We start from the raw sequence: 20517 nt of genomic DNA, 5'->3' as shown, positions 1-20517 counted from the left end.
AATGCCCCTTAGCCAATAAAATGTAAGTAAATAAAAAGGACTATGAAAAAACCTACTATTTTTAAAACGTTAATTGCAGTTGTACTGTTATTGCTCAGTTTTTCTTCTTATTCTCAGGTAAGGAAAAACTTTACTTCGCGTTACACAACCGAAGAAAATGCAGATATTTTAGTTTTTGGAAACAATATCTTGAATAGAGACAATGGTACCGGAGAAAAACCTAATGATCCTTACGATAAAACCGGTAGCAACAGTCAGTACAATGACAAGTTCGATATGCGAAATATCGATATTGACAATGAGACTAGTTTTAATTCCAGTTCTGCAACATTAACAATTCCGCAAGCCAGCAAAGGTTGTTTTAGCATTGTTTATGCTGCTTTGTATTGGTCGGGAACCTATCAGGGTTCAGACAGAAGTAAGATAAATCAAATTAGATTAAAGACGTCTGCCGCCGGTGCCACTTACCAACCTATATCGGGAACCTTGATTTATGATGAAGGGGGATCTGGCGTTACCGGGGTATATGCATCAAAACCATATGCCTGTTTTAAAGATATTACAGCGGAGGTTAAAGCAGCAGGTGAAGGTGTTTACACTATTGCAGATTTAGTATGTTCGGAAGGAAAGTTAGATGGTGATGGAGGTAATTCTGCCGGCTGGTCTATTTTTGTGATTTATAAAGATCCATTACTTCCAAGAAAATTTATTACCAGTTTTGACGGATTTGGTATTATTAGAAGTGAAGATAAAGCTAAGCCATTAGATATTGATATTTCAGGATTCCAAGCGAATCCTTTTGGAGATGTAAACGTAAAATTGGCATTTAGTGCTTTAGAAGGGGATAATAGAATTACAGGTGACGGTCTTTCAATTGCCGGACCGGGAAAAACACTTTTTGCACCTGTTAAATCATTAGTAAGAGATGCCAGCAACTTTTTTAACAGTACTATTACCGACGGGGATATTATGGTTCCCGGACGTCTGCCGAACAGTATAAATACGTTGGGTTATGATGCCGGTGTAGTAAAGTTTGATAATGTTGTAATGGTTAATAATAAACCACAGCAAATAATTAAGAATAACGATAAATCTGCTACGCTTAGAATTAGCACTACAGGGGATTCTTATTTTATGTTTTTTAATGCATTGTCAATTGAGGTTATTGCACCAAAGATTGTTCTTAAAAAGAATGTTCGGGATAAAGATAATAATCCTATTGGAGGTCAACCAGTAACTTTGGATCAGGAACTTCGATATGAAATTGGATTTAAAAATGAGGGGAATGACAATGCTAAAAATTTTACAATTACCGATGTTCTCCCAAATAATGTAATTTTTAACGGAGTAGGTGATATCTTAAAAACATATCCGGGTATTACTGCCACTTATACCGCTGCGACTAGAACACTTGTTTTTACTGTACCGGATAGTTTTGTCGTTGCAAACGGATCAGATTATACACTCCAATTTAAAGTTAGAGTTGTAAAAGATTGTAATGAGATGGTGGATGCTTGTTCTAACGAAATAAAGAACATAGCTAATTCTGAATATTACGGAGAAAAAAATACTAATAAATTTGGTGAAGGAAGTTTTTCTAACATTTCAAATTGTAATGTTGGTTCTCCAACCTCTACTAATTTTTTGGTTGGAATCGATGAATGTCTTTTTAGCAGAAATGTGTCCTTATGTGATACTGCAGTTCTAAAAGCAGCCAACGGTTATGCAACTTATGTATGGAAGGATCCAAACGGAGTTGTTTTTGGAGGCAATAATCAGCAAGTAACGGTAACTAAAGCCGGTACATATACTGTTGAAAATAGCGGAGCGGTGAATTGTGAACCTATAAAACAAACTTTTATAGTAGTTGATTATCTTACCGGAGCTAAAAAGAATCCAATAAAAGGAGACAATATAGATCCTGCAACAGGTGAGGTTGTTAACTGCGTAAGAGATGGAAAACCGTTTCCTAAAATCTTCTTATGTGGTTTAAATGATAAGAGACCAATTAACACCGGAATTGTAGGTGCAGAAAGTATTGTTTGGCAGGAGACTAAGGATGTTCCTGCAATTCCGGGTCCGGATACCTGTCCTTATGAAGGTGCTACAAACTGGACAACAGTTGAAACAGGAGCTTCATATACTGCTGACAGACCTGGTGTATTCAGACTTGTAGTAAATTATGGAAATACTTGTATTGCGACTTACTATTTTAATGTTTATCAAAATTTATTGGATCCAAAAGTAGAGAAGCAAGATATTATTTGTGATACTAAAGGATCTATTACAGTTACTAATCCACTTCCAAATACCGGATATGTTTATAGTTTAGATGGTGTAAACTACCAAGCTTCAAATGTCTTCAATAATGTGCCAAGAGGTTCTTACGATGTTCAGATCAGACAGACTGTTTTTGTAAACGGAGAAATTTCGTCTTGTCCATTTCATATTGGAGTGAATGTCGAAAAACTTGATTTTACAACAGGAGTTAAGGCTACTCATCCACTTTGTAATGGTGAATTCGGAACGATAAGAGGAGAAATAAATAACGTGCCAGGTCAGTACAAATTTATCCTTAGAAAAGAAGGTAGTGCAGTTGAGGTTCAAAACTCAGGACTTATTGATGAGAATTATAATACTTTCACTGGTGTTGCCCCTGGTAAATATGAGGTTGAGATGTCAACGGCTCATAACAATTGTATAAAAGTTGATAAAATAGAAGTATTCGATTATCGTTTAACAGCTTCGGCTAATATTACTAAGGATCTTACGGCATGTGCGGATGGAGAAATTACGGTAACGGTAACTGGAGGAACTCCAAGAACGGGACCACCTCCTCATTATTTATACTATGTAAATGGTAGTACAGATTATGTTACAGATCCTAAAATACCGATAACAAGACCTTTACCGGCAAGTGGAGAATACAATATTGTTGTGCGTGATGCCAAAGGATGTAGCGTTACTATACCTCCAATAAAAGTGATTGATATCGCTAAACCTACTGTAACATTCAATACCAAAAACGGTAAATGTTACAATGATAATGGAGGAGAAATTACAATGGTGGTTTCACCACTAAATTCTGGATATACGGTTTCTTATAATGTAGATGGTGGTGCTTATACTACTGGAACTACTACTAACCTGAATCCGGGTAAATACAGTGTAATTGTTAAATATACTTACGGTACAGATGAGTGTTTTGATCCTGCTCGCGAAGTAATCGTTGGAGGGCCTGCAAGTAAATTAACAGCCTCTGCAGGAGTTGCCGAATTATCCGGTTGCGGACCAACAGGCAATGTAAACCAAGGATTAGTAAGAATTACAAACGCTCAGGGAGGGATACCTTTTCCTGCACCAAATTTATACCTATATAGTTTTGATGAAGGAGCTAGCTGGATTACGTCTAACCAGGCTTATGTAAATCCGAGAGCTACACCTTACAAATTATTGGTTAAAGATGCTGCAGATTGTATCTACGAAATGTCAGGGATTGTTTTAGAGCCTAAACCATCTGATCCGGTTTTCACTGTTCAGCCAACAGTATATACTTGTGATGGTAAAGGAACAACTACAGTAACTGTAACAACCGACCCAAGTACAACTTACACTTATGAGTACTATTTAGGCACAACTTTAAATACAAATGTACCACCTAATGTTTTCAAAGATGTTAAGGCTGGCACTTATGATATTATTGTAAAATACAAATTAGTTGGTGCTCCAACTTTTAGTACCCTGCTAAATGAAGATTTTAGTAATGGTCCTGATACAACATCTCCAGGAATTAATAATGTTTATTGTCTGGAAAGACAAGACAACGTTGTAGATTGTGCGAGATTTAATTCTGTTTTACTTAATGATGGAGAATATGTTGTTACTAAAGCATTATTACCAAAGCATGGACCTGATTTCGCTTGGAATTTACCAAAAGATCATACAGCAGTATTAAATAATACGCCTACTGTAAAAGACGGACGATTTTTAGCCATAAATATTGGTGGTGTAGGTGAAGGAATTCCTCCGGGAACTATCATATACAGTAAACCAATACGCGATATTATACAGAATCAGGATGTTAAAGTTACCTTTTATGCTTTTAACTTAATGAAATCTGGTACCGGGAAAGCAGATCCGGATTTAACAATAGAACTTCATAAAAATGGTGCTACAGTTCCGGGTGCTACCGTAAAGACGTCTAAAATTACGCCAAACGGATTATGGAATAAATTTGAACTTGCCATTAATCCGGGTGCAAATACCGATTTGGATTTTGTGGTTAAAACGAATATTGCGGTGCCTGATGGAAGTGACTTGGCACTTGATGATATCTTGGTGTATCAGTTACCAAAATCATGTTTGTCAGAGCAAAAGCTTAAACTTGTAATAGAAGACGAACAAGGATTTAAAGCTACTGTACAAGGAATTAAAAATATAAAATGTAGCGGAGATAAAGATGGTGCTTTCAGCATTGTTGCAGAAAATTTTGACAAAACAAAAGGCTTCTTCTATTCTATAGACGGAGGTCTTAATTGGACAAAATCAACAGTTGCTAAAGTTGATATTACAGGTAAAATAGCTGGAGATTATGATGTTCGTGTGAGATATGATGATCCGGCAACACCGGCAGCAGTACCTTGTATTGTTACGATACTTACCAAAATTACGACACCAACTCCATTTGTAGTAGATGCCAGTGCAAGTATTGCAAATTGTAAAACGAATGCCACTGTTACTGCAACAGCTGGTGGAGGTGTTGGACCTTATACTTTAGTAATTAAAGATAAAAATTCGGCATTTACTAAAACTTTCCCGGCAGACGGAATCTTAACTAATATTCCTCCGGGAACTTATACCATAACCGGAACAGATGGAAATTTATGTCCGGGTAGCAAAGGTACAGATCTAGTGATCGATAAACCGGTGAAACCAACAGCAGAAGTTGTTGCTAATACAGGTCTTTGTTTTGATAATAACAAAGCGTTGATTACTGTTAAAATTACAGGAGGTATTGGACCTTACAGCTATCAGGTTAAAGTAAATTCAGGAGCGTACAGTGATCCAAGTGCAACATTTAACGGACCAACATTTACTTATACGGCAACAGCAACAGGAAACTACGATTTCTTGATTACAGATGCTAACAACTGTGAGGCTGTGGCGGTAAGTCAGAAAATTGACGCTAAAGTTACGGCTAGTACAGAGATTAAAAACACCCTAAGTTGTGATCCGGTTGCACCAAATGCAACTATAGAAGTTACTATAGACGGAGGTACAGCACCTTATAAATATGTGGTGAAGAGAGGTGCGACTACCTTATTTACAAGCGGATCAATTACAGGTCCTAAATTTACTTATTCTGCAGATTTAGACGGAACTTATACTTTCGAAATCACAGATGCTAACGGTTGTACTTTTAATGTTGACAGAAAAGTTGACAAAAAAGTGGATGTAACCGGAGAAGAAAAAGTGACACCGGTTACTTGTTTTGGAGCCAATAATGGAAGCGTTATCCTTAAAGGTTTAACAGGAGTAGCTCCATTTACTTATCAGTTTAATGGTACGGGAGCTTTTACTACCAAAGATACTTACGGTCCTTTGGTGGGTTCAGTTGCCGGTACTACTTATACGTATATTGTTAAAGATGATAAAGGTTGTACTAAATCCTATTCGTTTAAGGTTTTTCAACCTGCAGATTTAGTAGGTACAGCATCAATAACTACTGCGTACAATTGCGACCATCCTGCTGAAATTACAGTTTCAAGTGCAAGTGTTGCAGGAGGAAACGGTTCGTATACCTTTACATTAAATAAAGATGGAGTAGCTGTAGCTGGTCCACAATCAACGTATGTATTTGGTAATTTAACAGCAGCCGGAGTTTATACGGTTACTATCACAGATGCCAAATTATGTACTAAAATAATTCCTGCAGGAACTATAGTAGCGTTAAACCCTCCAAAGGGAATGACACTTACTCCTACAGCAGTAACTTGTCCGACTAACAAATCTAATGTAACAATTACAAATGTTGTCAATGGAGCGGGAGTTGCTGTGCCAACTACAGGTTTACAATACAGAATGCTTTTACCTACGGTTGGTGCTTATCAGTCAAGTAATGCATTTAATGGTTTAAATGCCGGAGTTACTTATAAGTTTGAAGTAGTTGACGCTAATAACTGTAAATTTGATAAAGAAATTACGATCCTTTCATTACCGACTCTTGCAGTAACAGTTAAATCTCAAAACAATGTTGTTTGTTTGGGAGATTCTAATGCATCGGCAGTATTTACAGTTTCAGGAATGGGTAATAATGTAGCGTATAGTTACAAAGTTGATTCAGGAGCTGTTCAAACCGGAACATCTCCGGCAACAGGAACTTCATTTGATATTTCTGTACCAAATTTAAATGCAGGTACGCATTCGATTACTGTTACCAATACTGCGACTACTTGTTTTGCTACGCAAACAGTGAACATCGCAGCTCCGGCAGCGGCTTTGACCTTAAATTTACCAACATTAACTCATGTTACTTGTAAAGTAAAAGGTTCAGCTATTATAAATGTTACCGGTGGTTGGACACCTTATTCTTATGTAGTGACTCCAACGGCACCTGCAGGGGCAGCCATTACACAAAACACTAAAACATTCTCTAATTTATCAGCAGGAACCTATTCTGTTTTGGTAACGGATTTGAATGGTTGTACAAAAACACAAAACTTTACGATTAACGATAAAGTGGCTATAGTGGCAAGTATTGATGCTACATCAGATTTCTGTGCTGCAGGAACGGGAGCTACTATAAGAGTTACTCCTAATACAGCAACAAATTATGTATACAGTCTGGACAATGGAGCAACTCAGAATAACGGAACTTTCACAAAAGTTACTCCTGGTGCTCATACTATTACGGTAACAGATACTGCTACAGGATGTTCTATTGATTTAACAGTGCCAACAATTGCTTCGCCAATAGGGGCAAGCATTGCTTTAGATAAAGATTTGGATTGTTCTGTTGGTTCGCCAGATGCCATAATTAGAGTATATAATATTACAAACGGTTATCCGGATTACAAATACAGAGTAAACACAACAGGAGCTCCGTTTACTGGTGGTTATACTACACTGTCAGCCGGACAAACATCATTTACACATCCGGTGAGTACTGCTGCTACTTATTATTTTGAAATTACAGACACCAAAAATTGTACTGTAGTTGTAAGTCAAAAGGTAAATGCAAAAGTAAATCCGATTGTTACTGCTGCAACTCCGACTGCTGTAAAATGTAAAGGAGCCTCTACAGGAACTATTACGGTTACAACAAACCCGGTAGCTGGTACTTATACGTATGTTTTAACGCCAACTGCACCAACAACTGGTTCAGTAGTTTCGCAAACAACAAGTAATGTATTTACGAATGTAAAAGCAGGAACATATAGTGTTACAGTTATCGATGCTAAAAGTTGTACTTCTTCACCTGTATCTGTTACAGTTACAGAACCGGCACTAGCTTTGAGCGCTTCTGCTTCTGCTACAAAATTAAAATGTGGTGCAGCAAATGCATCAGAAGCAGCTACAGTTACTGTTACTGCTTCTAATGGTACTCCATTTACTGGAGGAAAATACAAATACGATTATGGAGATGGAAAAGGATTTGTAGATTCAAATACATTTACAACAGACACTCCCGGTTTAGTTACGATTACTGTAAAAGATGCAAATGATTGTACTACAACAGCAACAACTACTATACTGGCATTAAAACCGCCAACAGCTTTAAGTTTTAATCAGCAGCACGTAATTACTTGTGACCCTGCAAAACTGGATACTGATTTGACGGTGTTGGTTGCTAATGGTGTATCACCATTTAGATTTGAAATTACAAGTACTACGGCGGCAATTGCTCCGGCAGCTCCGGTTGCAACAGGAATTGTGGCTCCAACACATACATTTGCAAATTTAGCTCCGGGTAAATATTACTTTACCATTACTGATGCTAATGGTTGTAAAGTAAGTGATGAGTACGAAATTGTTAATGTAACTCCAATTACTGTTAATGGTGTTGTAGAAACAAATGTGAGCTGTAATGGTGTAAGTGACGGTAAAATTAAATTTACTGTTGGAGGAAATGCAACAGGATTTACTTATGTATTAAAAAATACTGCTAACGCAACTATTTCTGGAGGAGTTCAGACAGGAAATGTAGTTACTTACAGTAATTTACCTGGAGGAACGAGATATACAATTACGGTTCAAAACCCAACTACACAGTGTAGTCAAACGGCTTTTGTTGACCTTGCCAATCCAACTGTTGTTACAGTTTTAACTGCGGTAGGTACAAAGGTATACTGTGACAAGCCAAATACGACAATTACGGTAACGGCTTCAGGAGGTACAGGTACTTTATATTACGCTGTAGTTTCTGCAAAAGCAGGAACACCGGCGCCGGTGTTCCCAGCAGATTTTACAAATACCAGCGGAATATTTGTTAAAAATACGCTTGTAGATGGTGAAAGTTTCAATGTATTTGTTAGAGATGCTAAAGGTTGTCCTGCTACAAGAACAGTTTCTGTAGTACGTGATGCAGTACCAACAATAAATCCGATTCCGGTAACTTGTTATACAGGAGGTTCTCTTAACATTACCATGTCAGGAACTGTTTATGCAGGTTCAGGTATATTATATGGTGTTGACGGAAATTACTCTACAAACCCGGTTAAAACTATTCCGGGTCCAGGTTCTTATGATTTGACTATCAAAGATGATAACGGTTGTATATCGCCGGTCTTTGTTTTAAATATCAGTAATCAATTAAAGCTTACAGTAACACCTGATAAAGATGTTACTTGTAGCATAATTCCACCATTTACTACTGTTGCTGCACAAGTTACATTGTCTGCTGTTGGTGGTGGAGCTACTTATACCTATGAGGTTAGAAAAGATCCTTCAATGGTTTATTCACCAATTACAGGTAATGTATTTACTACATCAACTCCAGGAGATTACTATTTCAGAGTGACTTCAGGCGGATGTTCTGCGGTAAGTACTGTTCCGGTAACAGTTACAACACCTATGCCACCGGTTATTACTGCCGTGGCAACAGGTACAAAATGTACTTCTTCTACAGAAGGTACAATTCAGATTTCGGTTACTTCCGGTGGGGTTCGTCCGTTTACTTATACAATTGATAATTGGCTTAGCAGTAATACTACGGGTTATTTTACAGATTTAGCAGGAGGAACAGGAACCGGTTTAGGATATACTTATCAGGTTCGTGATGCTAAAGGTTGTGTTGTATCAGGTCCTGCGCAAGTATTTGTGGTGGCTCCGGATCCTATTACCTTCGGTACTTCTGTTGCAAATATTGAATGTGATCCATTGGCGACACCTCCGGGTTCAACTTTAGGTTCAATTACAGTAATTAATGCTACAGGTGGAACAGGACAATACACCTACTATATTAGTAATAATTTTGGGTACACAGATTCTTATACAACAACAGCCAGAGAAGACCATAAATTTGACATCATCAATTTTGGTATTTATACGGTAGAAGTTAGAGATCAGAACAGTTGTTCTGTATCGAAAGTAGAGGTTATGGCTTCACCTCCAAATGATTTGAAAATTGATATTAACACTGCTTCTGATTGTACTTCAGGTGGTACCGCAATTGTAACAGCTGTTGCTTCTGTAGGTAGTGGAAACTATGAGTTTGGAATATTAGAGTTTAATACGCCTCCATATACGACCAACTACTCAGGTCCTGATACGGTTGGTGGAAATATTAAAACATTTAATCCACTTATTCCGGGTGTGACTTATACTTTTGTGGTACATGATTTAACTACAAATTGTTATTTCTTAAAAACGGCAAGTGGTCCTATACCTCCGGCTTCCAGTTTAGTTGGAACTCCAACTCCTGAGAATGTTACTTGTAAAGGTTTAGGGGACGGTAGAGTGACTTTTACGGTTACCGGATATGCTGCAGGAACAACTTCTGTAGATTATCAGATTTTCAGAGATCAGGATAATGCTGCAATGAGCCCTGTATTAAACGAACCGGTTACGGGTCCATCATTTACAAAATCATATCCTGCAACAGGAGCAGGTATATTAGCTCCGGGAAGATATTATATTGTATTCACAGAAAAGGCTGGAGCAGTTATCGGATGTAAAGCTGCTTCAACAATGTTTGAAATAAAAGAATCAACAACACCTTTATCATTACTGGTATCATCTATTAAAAATGATAACTGTAATCCAAAGGCTGGTATTGTTAAAGCTCAGGCTGCTGGCGGAGCGGGTTCTTTCTTATACCAAATCGTTCCGGATAACGGTTCAATTGGTTACGTAGCTGCTGATGATACTAAACCTACTGCAGCATCATTTTTACCAACTCATAGTACAGGTACATTCTATGTAGATTCAGGAAATTACCTTGTTTGGGTTAAAGATGCAAATGGTTGTATTACAGAAAAACCGGTTACTGTTATTTTAGATCCTAATCCGGTATTTGCTTTGAGTGTTGTGAATCATTGTGCTTTAGAAGGAGCATTTGCTGTTACGGTAACTGTAACAGATCCAACACCTTCAATGGCTCCGTATAAAGTAAGTGTTAATGGTGGAAATCCTGTTACACTTACCGGATTAACGTATACAGCTTCAGGTCTTAATTCAGGTATGCAAACTATTATTGTTACAGACAAAAATGGTTGTCCAATAACGCATACTATAAACATAAATGCAACGCCAATTGCTGGCGCTTCTATCGGCAAAGTTTTAGCTTGTTCAGTAACAGGAACTGTTGTTGAAGATGCTATTATTCATGTTGAAGTTAAAAACGGAACAACTCCATACACGTACCAGGTTAAAAAAGGTTCTGCTGGTTTTGTTGCCATTACTCCTGCAACAACAGTTGTTGCCGGTGTAACATCATTTGATTACGTAGTTCCTGCAGCTTCTGCAGATACTTATATATTCAGAATTACAGATTTAAATGGTTGTCCTATTGATACCAATCCGGTAACAATTGATCCAATCGTACCAATTGTACCGGCTGCTAACGCGATCCAACCATTATGTTTTGGTGGAACAGGTAGCATTGTATTATCGGCTACAGGTGGAAAAGGACCATATACCTATAATTTTAATGGACTTGGATTCTCTTCAACAGAGACTTATCCTGTTGTTTCAAGAGCTGCTGCTTACCCTTATATTGTAAAAGATGCATTGGGTTGTGAAGCTAGCGGTTCTGTGATTTTAGGTCAGCCTACTGATGTAGTTATTGTCGCTCCGGTTATTACTCCATTATCATGTGGTCCTGGAAATGTTGGACAAGATGCTAAAGTTGTATTGTCTGCAACAGGAGGAACGGGTACTTATGAATATAGTTTTAACAATAGTGCTTTCACTACTCAGAATACTTATTTTGTAAGTGACACTAAAGCAGATCAATTGAATATTCCATTCAGTGTAAGAGATGCAAACGGTTGTCCTAAATCAGGTACTGTTGATATCTTTAAGTTAAACGCTCCAACGGGCTTCAATTTAACACAAGGATTAGCCATTACCTGTACACAATTAACAACAACAGTTGCTGTGTCAGCAGTTGCTAATGGTGTTGGTACTGTTACGTATCAAATTGTTTCACCTGCAAGTGAAATGATTGATAACGGTACTACAGCAACGTTCTCAAATATCAAACCGAATATAGATTATGTATTTCAGGTTAAAGACGCAAATGGCTGTATTTTCCAAAAACCATTGCGTATTAATGACGTTACGAAAATTAAGATTGTTGAACAATCTACAACTGGTATTACTTGTTCTACAGCCGTAGACGGGAAAGCTACTTTCTTCGTATCAGGTTTTGGTTCAGTTGTAGGGGGTACTTATCGTTATGAATTAGACGGTGCTCCAGCCGTAACAGGTCAAACCAATGCGACTATTAATTTGACAGGATTAGCTGCAGGTCCACACTCAATCAAAGTGTACGATGACGTAACAAATTGCGAAATGACATTACCATTCGCTATTACTGCTCCGCCTGCTGCGCTTACAATAAGCAAAGTGGTTACACCTCTTGGTTGTTCGACTTTTGGTCAGGTGGTTATTACAGCTCAGTTTGGATGGGGTAATTATACTTACACATTGACTAATGGTGCAACGATCTTAACAAATACGAACGGAACTTTTGCAGGTCTTACGCAGACAGGATTATATACTATTGCTGTAAAAGATGCTAATGGTTGTGAGTTAACAGATTCATTTACTTTAACAGCACCGGTTAAGCCAACTATTACAATTGATGCTTCAAATTATTGCTATGTAAATGATAACTCGACAACTATAAACGTTAGTGCTAATTCTGTAGGTACGCCACATGTGGTAACGCCATACGAGTTTAGTATTGATGGTACAAATTGGCAAACAAGTGGTTCATTCCCAGGTTTAAAACCGGGTGATTATACCATTACAGTTAAAGATAAATTTGGTTGTACAGATGCTATATCAACTAAAATTAATGGTCAGCTTTTTGCTTCGGTAGAAAACACAAAAGACCTTTATTGTACAGGTGTTGTTAACGGAACAATCAGAATAAAAGCCGTTGGTGGATACCCTGTTTACAGCTACACAGTAGCTATCAATGGAGGATTGCCTTCTGCACCGGTATCGTTTGCTAATGCTGCTGCTACTTTTGCTGATTATACGGTAACAACTGCAGGTAGTTATGTATTTACAGTAATTGATACTAAAGGATGTTCGTATCCAATTCCGGCGATTGTTATGGCGTCTCCGGCTCCGGTTGTATTTACTGCAACTCCAACTTCGCCAAGTTGTTCAGGAACTCAGGGGACTGTAGGAGATGGTTCGATTTTAGTTAATTTGGCTACTTCTAATACTAATCCTGATTATACGTACACGATTCAACGTACTATACCTGCGGGTGGTGCTGTTGTTACTCAGGTGAATAATCCTTTATTTACAGATTTAATTGCGGGTACTTATACAGTTACCGTTACATCTGCAAGAGGTTGTTCAGATTCTGATACTGTTGTAATTAATCCTCCAACTCCGGTTGTGGCTTCTGCGGTTGCTTCGCCATTTACATGTTCTGCTGTGAATACTGTAAATGCAACGATTGTTACGGTTACAGGAGCAGGTGGTGTAGGAACAGGTGCTGTTTCAGATTATACTTATAGCGATATCGCAACAGGTAATTGGAAAACAACGAATACATTTAATGTGACTGATAACGGATCAATTCAAAATCGTACATTCTATGTAAAAGATGCAAACGGATGTATTGACGATGTTCAGATTTCAATTAATCCATTCCCTAAATTGATTTCTGCTACAACTAGTTTAGATACTAAAGCAGATTGTATCAATGCGGGTGAAATTATTAATGTAGTAATTGCAGGTGGTACAGCTAATTTTGAGTACCAGGTGTATAAAGACGGTGTACTGTTTGGTCCTGTGGTTCAGGTTCCGGTTGGAACAAGCTCGTTTAAATATACGGCTGTTGATGCAGGTCATTCTTACCAGTTCTTAATAAAAGATAAAACGACCTTATGTACCGTTCTTTCGGATGTTTATAACGTTCCGTTATTTAATACTATGAAAGTGATTGCGAATGCTTCTGCAATGGTAAGTTGTGACGGGAAAACGGATGGAAAAATTACAATTACTCTTGAAAATTATACAGGAACTTACAATTACAGAGTTCTTCTTGCAGGAGCACCTGTAGCTTCAGGAACAGGTATAAATGCAGCTGTTAATAATCCGTATATCATTACCGGATTAGGGGCAGGAAGAGATTATGTAGTTGAAGTTACTCAAACAGCATATCCATCTTGTATGGTACTTTCAAATAAAGTTACTATTACACAACCGCCGGTATTAAACATTAGCGGATTGAAAGTAAATGTTGTCAATCAGAATTGTAACACAAAAGGTGCGGTACTTACGGTAGACAAAACGTCTATTGTGGGTGGTACACCGGATTATATCTATGCTTTTGTACCTGCAGGAACTTTACCGGTTGATGCAGACTATCAGGCAGACGTTACTAAAACAATTGCAACGACTAAGATTGCTCCATTGTTTGATGCATGGGATGTTTATGTGAAAGACGTTAACGGTTGTTATGCTTTCCAAAGCGTACAGATTTCTGTAGACCCTCTGCCGGTAATTACCGATGTAAAAGTGGCGAGTCAATGTTTCAGTGCAGCAGGATATAGAATTGATGTTACGGCTAGTGGAGTTGGACCTTTAAAATACAGTTTAGACGGTCAGCAGTTCCAGGATGATAGTTTCTTCACTGTTTTTGCAGCAGGAAACTACACCGTAACAGTAATGGATAAAAACCAATGTAAAACAACTGCGGCTGCTCCGGTTACGATTTTAGATCCTCTTGAGTTGCGTGCTACAATTAGTATTATGCCAGTTTGTAATACAGCAAATGGTGAAATTACATTAGAAGCTTTAGGCGGTACAGTTACACCTCCAAACAGCTATGTGTATACGAAAGACAATTGGGTTACAAGTCAGGTTCAACCTAACTTTACAAATCTTGCTCCTGGAGTTTATACTTTCAAAGTAAGAGATATTGTGACCTTATGTGAAAAAGAAGTAGTTAAAGAAATCGAAGTACCGACATTAGTTACCGGAATTGTTTTAACTCCAACTGCTGTTTCATGTAAAGATGGTTTAGACGGAAGTATTACTGTAACATTAGCAGGATCTAATAACAATCCTAAATATACCTACAGTTTAACGGGTCCTGCCGGATTTGTTGCAAGACCAGCTCAGGATTTGCCTATTTTCAATGACTTGCCGTACGGATTGTATACCGTAACCGTATTGTCAGGAAGAGGATGTCCGGGTACAGCTTCTATCACTGTTCCTGAGCCATTGGCTATTACTGTAGGATTGCCAACAGTTACACAATATGTTTGTAATGCTGGTACCAATACAGCAAACAATGCGACAATTACTGTAGCTCCTGGTTCTGTTACCGGAGGTTCAGGTAACTATGTACTTTATGAATTCTTTAGAAATGGTGTTTCCGTTCAAAAAAGCGATAAAAACACCTATACAGAATTTGATTATTTAGGTGGTACATACAGCGTAACTGTTTTTGATTCTAACAAATGTCAAGGTCAGTCAAACAATGTTATTATTGCACCATATGCTAATATCAGTGATTTAAAAATTGATGTTACAAAAATTACTTGTAGAGACGATGAGTCGATTGTGGTTTCAGCAATCTCAACGATAGGAACACTACCAGCTTTAAGTTATACCCTTGAAGGTGTTGACGGTACGGTATATCCTATTACATCTAGTCCTACAGGATCGTTTGCAGGATTAAAAGTTGGTTTATATAAAATTGTTGTAACCAATACGGTTACAGGATGTAGTATCGAAAGATTCCATAAAGTAGATGAGCCAAATACATTTAAAATTGTAGCTTCTGATGTGAAAAATGTGATTTGTTTTGGTGATGCTAACGGTAGTGCCACTTTAACATTGGTTGACAACATTGTTCCAACAGATGAAGCCGGTATATTTACTTATGTGATTACGCATGAATCTGGTGTGACTCGCAACGGAGTTACTACTTCTGCGACATTAGTGCTTTCAAACCTGATAAGTGGTACTTATAAGGTAGACGCTACATTAAGTAATTCACCATTCTGTCCTGTTCATACTGAATTTAGTATTGAAGGACCAGCTGCTCAATTAAAAATTAAAGCAGAGAAAAAAGAGATTACTTGTGCAGTGGGTAGTAAAGACGGTGAGATTTCAGTTTCTGCTGAAGGTGGATGGCCAGGAGGTTACCAATATAAATTGGTTGGCCCGATGAATTTCGCGTACTCTTCTGCTTATGTTTTCCAAGGATTAACTCCGGGATCTTATACTGTATTTGTTAAAGACAGTAAAGGTTGTGAAGTTTCTACGCCAGTTCAATTAAATATTCCAACACCAATTAATGTTGTGATAACGGGTACTCCACTACTTGCTTGTTTTGATGATGAGAATGGAGTAGTTACGATTAATTCAGTAACAGGTGGTTCAGGGAACTATACTTATACTTTGAATGGAACTTTAGTTGATGGAACTGTAATCAGCCAGCAATCACAAGGAGCGTTGCAATTTACAGGACTTAAAGCAGGAACATATTCTGTGACAGTTAATGATAGTTGGAGCTGTAAAGGAATTTCTAATACAGTAACAATTGCTGAGCCAACAAAAGTAAAAGCGTCGTTAGAAATCAAAACGAATGAAACTTGTAAAGTTTTACCGGTTCTTACGCTTACTGCTGTTGGAGGTACTGCACCTTATTTCTATAGCCAAAACGGAACTGGTTATATTGCAATGACAGGTACATCAATTGACATCACATTGCCGTTTACAACGACTAAAACGACCTATAGTTATTTTATTAAAGACGCAAACGGATGTACTAGTTATGCATCAAATAGTGTTGAAATGCCTGTAATTCCGGCATTAACGTTTGAGAAATTAGTTCATGTTGATATTACATGTAAAGGGGATGCTTCAGGTACTATTACTGCTATTGCAAAAGGAGGTTTGGGTAACTATACCTACACGCTTCAAAATGAATTTGGAGTTGATATTACACCGGCGCCGACTCAACTTACACCGGGAGTATTTACCCAGTTAACAGTTGGTAAGTATATCGTGAAAGTAAATAGTGTAGATTGTGATACACCTTCTGCTGTAATTGAAATTAAAGAACCAAATGCGCCGTTAAGTGCAACTACGGTTGTAACTGATGTAACTTGTAATGGTTACAATAACGGAATGATAACAGTAAATGTACAAGGGGGTACAGGAATTTATAAATATGCGATAGAGCCTGAGTTCAGACAGTTCTTTGATAAGAATGTGTTCGAAAATTTAAAACCTGGTTTCTATGATGTACTGGTTCAGGATGAAAACGAATGTTATGTTCTTCTCAAAGATGTTGAGGTTAAACAACCGGATGCAATCACAGTTGCTGAAGTTGTTGGTAAAACAAAACCTGAATATTGTAAAGGAGATAAAGACGGTTATTTTGAAGTAGAAGTAAAAGGTGGAACAGCCCCATACAGTTATAGTCTTGATAATGATAAAGGACCATTTACAGCGGGTGCTGTGGGACAAACTATTTTTGCTTTCCCTGGACTTATCGGTGGTGCACATACCGTTTATATCATAGACAGTAAAGGTTGTTTTGGTGAAGAAGTAATAACATTACCAATCCCGGTTACACTTAATCCTACAGTTGAAGTATTCTATGACTGTGTTGATAATGCTCAGGCTAATAGAGTAGTGGTAAGTGTAGATCCAAGTAACTATGATTTATCGCTTATTACCTATGAACTTGATGGTGATAAAACAACAAATACGAAAGACCCTGTATTCAAAGATGTGGCTCCTGGAGTTCATATTGTTACAGCAATTCACGAAAATGGTTGTTTCCAGTTCTCTAAAGAATTCACGATTGTTCCTTATACAAAATTGACTTTAATAGAGACTCCTGGTCAACAAGAAATGAATGTAATTTCTGTTACTGCTGCAGGTGGAGCTCCTGTATACGAATACAGTTTTGAGGGAGGACCATTTGGATCGTCTAACAAGTTTAAGTTCTACAAAACCGGAACTTACAAAATTCAAGTTAGAGACCAGAATGGTTGTATCGCCGATGTAAATGTTTACAGAGAGTTTGTAGATGTTTGTTTAGATGATTATTTCACACCAAATGGTAACTATAACGAATGGGGTCCTGGTTGTACGAATATTTACACCAACCTTACCTTCTCGATCTTCGACAGATACGGTCGTGAAGTTGGAAAATACCGTTATGGTCAAAAATGGGATGGTAAATACAATGGTGTTGAATTGCCTTCAGGTGATTACTGGTATGTTCTTAAACTAAATGATGAGAGAGATATGAGAGAGTTTGTTGGACATTTCACTTTATACAGATAACAAAATAATAGCCCCTATGATGTTATCTAAAAAAATTATTACAATGAAAAAATTAATTTTATCCTTAGTACTTATGGCTGTAACGACTAGTTACAGCCAGGAGTTAAACCTACCGGTATTTACGCAGTATCTTGCGGATAACCCTTTTGTTCTTTCTCCTGCCTATGCTGGTATTGGTGACAATCTTAGAATCCGGGCCAATGGACTTAAGCAGTGGGTTGGAGTTGAAGATGCCCCAGAAAACCAATCTGTGTTTGCGGATTTTAGAGTTATGGACCGTTCTGGAGTTGGTATTTCGCTTTATAATGACAAAAATGGTTATACTAGACAAACCGGAGCCAAAGTTTCGTTTGCACATCACCTGATTTTAGATTATTATTCTAAACAATATTTGTCGTTTGGAGTCTCATATAACATCAATACTTTCAGAATTGATGTTAATCAGTTCAATACTTCTATCGATAGACCATTGGATGCCTATGTTACAGACGACAGACGAACAATGAATAATAACTTTGATGTCAGTGCCTTATATCGTTTTAAAGATTTTTACATTAGTTTTAATGCAAATAACGTTTTAAAGAAAAATACAGATAAGTTTGGTGTTGGCGGGCCAAATGCCAGTAGAGCAATTGAACCAAATTTATTGTCCAACTATCAGGTTTATACCGGATACATTTTCAGAGATGCTGAAAACAGCCGCATTGAATACGAACCATCGCTTTATTACCAATATTTTGCAAGTGACGGACGTTCAACTACCGATTTTAACTTCAAGTACAGACATTACAATCGTTATGAAGATTATTACTGGGTGGGTGTTTCCTATAGATTCCTGAACGATCAATTCCCAAAACCACTATCCGTTGGACCAATGGCAGGTTTTATGAAGTCTAAATTCTATTTTGGGTATTCGTATCAGGTCATGTTCAATGATTTTGGAGCCTACAACTCAGGAACACACGTTGTGACCATCGGATTCGATTTCTTAGGATCCATTAGTAACTGTCCTTGTACACAAAGTCCGGTTCACGATTAATATAATTTACAGTTGAGATGTATTGCAAACTATAATTCTGACTAAGAATCAGAAGCTTTAGTTTGCAATACATTTTGACAATTAGCAGATAACGAAGCATTTTTATCTTCTTTAAATTTAAATTTGTTTTTTTTCATAATTTACAACGTTTTCGTTTTGATAGACAGACCATTTTTGTTTTTTTCGAATTTAATACTACGTTAAAAGTTCTATATTTGTTTTTCTTTCAAAATATTAAATAAGTATCAAATGAAAACTTTAAACAATTTCGATTTTAAAAATAAAAAAGCAATTATCCGTGTTGACTTTAATGTGCCACTGGATGAAAATTTTAATGTAACAGATGCTACTCGTATCGAAGCTGCGAAACCAACTATTGATGCTATTTTAGCTCAAGGTGGAAGCGTGATTTTAATGTCGCATTTAGGAAGACCAAGCGGTGTTGAAGAAAAGTATTCGTTAAAACATATTTTGAAGACAGCTTCTGAAATTTTAGGAGTCTCTGTTCAGTTTGCTGAAAACTGTGTTGGAGAGGTAGCGCAGACAGCAGCGAAAAATCTAAAACCGGGAGAAGTACTATTATTAGAAAATTTGCGTTTTCATAAAGAAGAAGAGGCTGGAGATGTGGCATTTGCAAAAGAATTAGCCTCGTTAGGTGACATCTATGTAAACGATGCTTTCGGAACAGCACACAGAGCACATGCCTCTACAACTATTATTGCTCAATTCTTTCCAACTGAAAAATGTTTTGGAACCTTATTGGCAAAAGAAATAGAAAGTTTAAACAAAGTACTTAAAAATAGTGAAAAACCGGTAACTGCAGTTTTAGGAGGATCTAAAGTATCTTCTAAAATTACCGTTATCGAAAATATTTTGGACAAAGTAGATCACATGATCATTGGTGGCGGAATGACTTTTACGTTCGTTAAAGCCCAAGGTGGTCAAATTGGAAAATCTATTTGTGAAGATGATAAACAAGAATTAGCTCTTGAAATCCTGAGATTAGCTAAAGAAAAAGGAGTACAGGTTCATATTCCTGTTGATGTTATTGCTGCAGACGACTTTTCTAATACTGCGAATACGCAGGTTGTAGATGTAACAGCAATCCCTGACGGATGGCAAGGTCTTGATGCAGGTCCTAAATCTTTAGAAAATTTCAAAAAAGTGATTTTAGAGTCAAAAACAATTTTATGGAATGGTCCATTAGGTGTTTTTGAATTGGAATCTTTTGCTAAAGGAACAATCGCGCTTGGTGATTATATTGCAGAAGCTACAGAAAATGGTGCTTTCTCTTTAGTTGGAGGTGGTGATTCTGTTGCTGCTGTTAAGCAATTCGGTTTCGAAGATAAAATGAGTTATGTGTCTACAGGTGGAGGCGCTATGTTGGAAATGTTAGAAGGAAAAGTACTTCCGGGAATCGCGGCAATTTTAGATTAAATTGTAGTTTTAACATTTTTTTAAATAGTTTTCAGCTG

The 20517-nt window shown here is 37.4% G+C and carries 3 protein-coding genes; all 3 read left to right on the top strand.

Features of this window, described 5'->3' with window-relative positions:
* Positions 1 to 42 precede the first annotated feature (42 nt).
* The 3 genes from G3A47_RS06560 (at position 43) to G3A47_RS06550 (ending at position 20479) form a co-directional block, all read left to right on the top strand.
* Positions 43 to 18003 (top strand): T9SS type B sorting domain-containing protein, encoded by a 17961-nt coding sequence (locus G3A47_RS06560; RefSeq protein WP_166921384.1) that lies wholly within the window; start codon positions 43 to 45, stop codon positions 18001 to 18003.
* Positions 18004 to 18046: 43 nt separating this feature from the next.
* Complete coding sequence (locus G3A47_RS06555) at positions 18047 to 19042, top strand: PorP/SprF family type IX secretion system membrane protein (RefSeq protein WP_243860393.1); 996 nt, start codon at positions 18047 to 18049, stop codon at positions 19040 to 19042.
* Between the two features lie 249 nt (positions 19043 to 19291).
* Positions 19292 to 20479, top strand: a complete 1188-nt coding sequence (locus G3A47_RS06550; protein WP_166921382.1) for a phosphoglycerate kinase — start codon at positions 19292 to 19294, stop codon at positions 20477 to 20479.
* The last annotated feature ends 38 nt before the right edge of the window (positions 20480 to 20517 follow it).

Source organism: Flavobacterium poyangense (genome assembly GCF_011751075.1).
In the GTDB taxonomy this organism is placed as follows: Bacteria; Bacteroidota; Bacteroidia; order Flavobacteriales; family Flavobacteriaceae; genus Flavobacterium; species Flavobacterium poyangense.
Note: the sequence above shows the minus strand (reverse complement) of the source record. Positions and strands in the feature narration are given on the sequence as shown.

Bases quoted from the DNA above. Each gene is read 5' to 3' on its own strand.
- G3A47_RS06550 (WP_166921382.1), top strand. From the start codon at position 19,292: ATGAAAACTTTAAACAATTTCGATTTTAAAAATAAAAAAGCAATTATC.
- G3A47_RS06555 (WP_243860393.1), top strand. From the start codon at position 18,047: ATGAAAAAATTAATTTTATCCTTAGTACTTATGGCTGTAACGACTAGT.
- G3A47_RS06560 (WP_166921384.1), top strand. From the start codon at position 43: ATGAAAAAACCTACTATTTTTAAAACGTTAATTGCAGTTGTACTGTTA.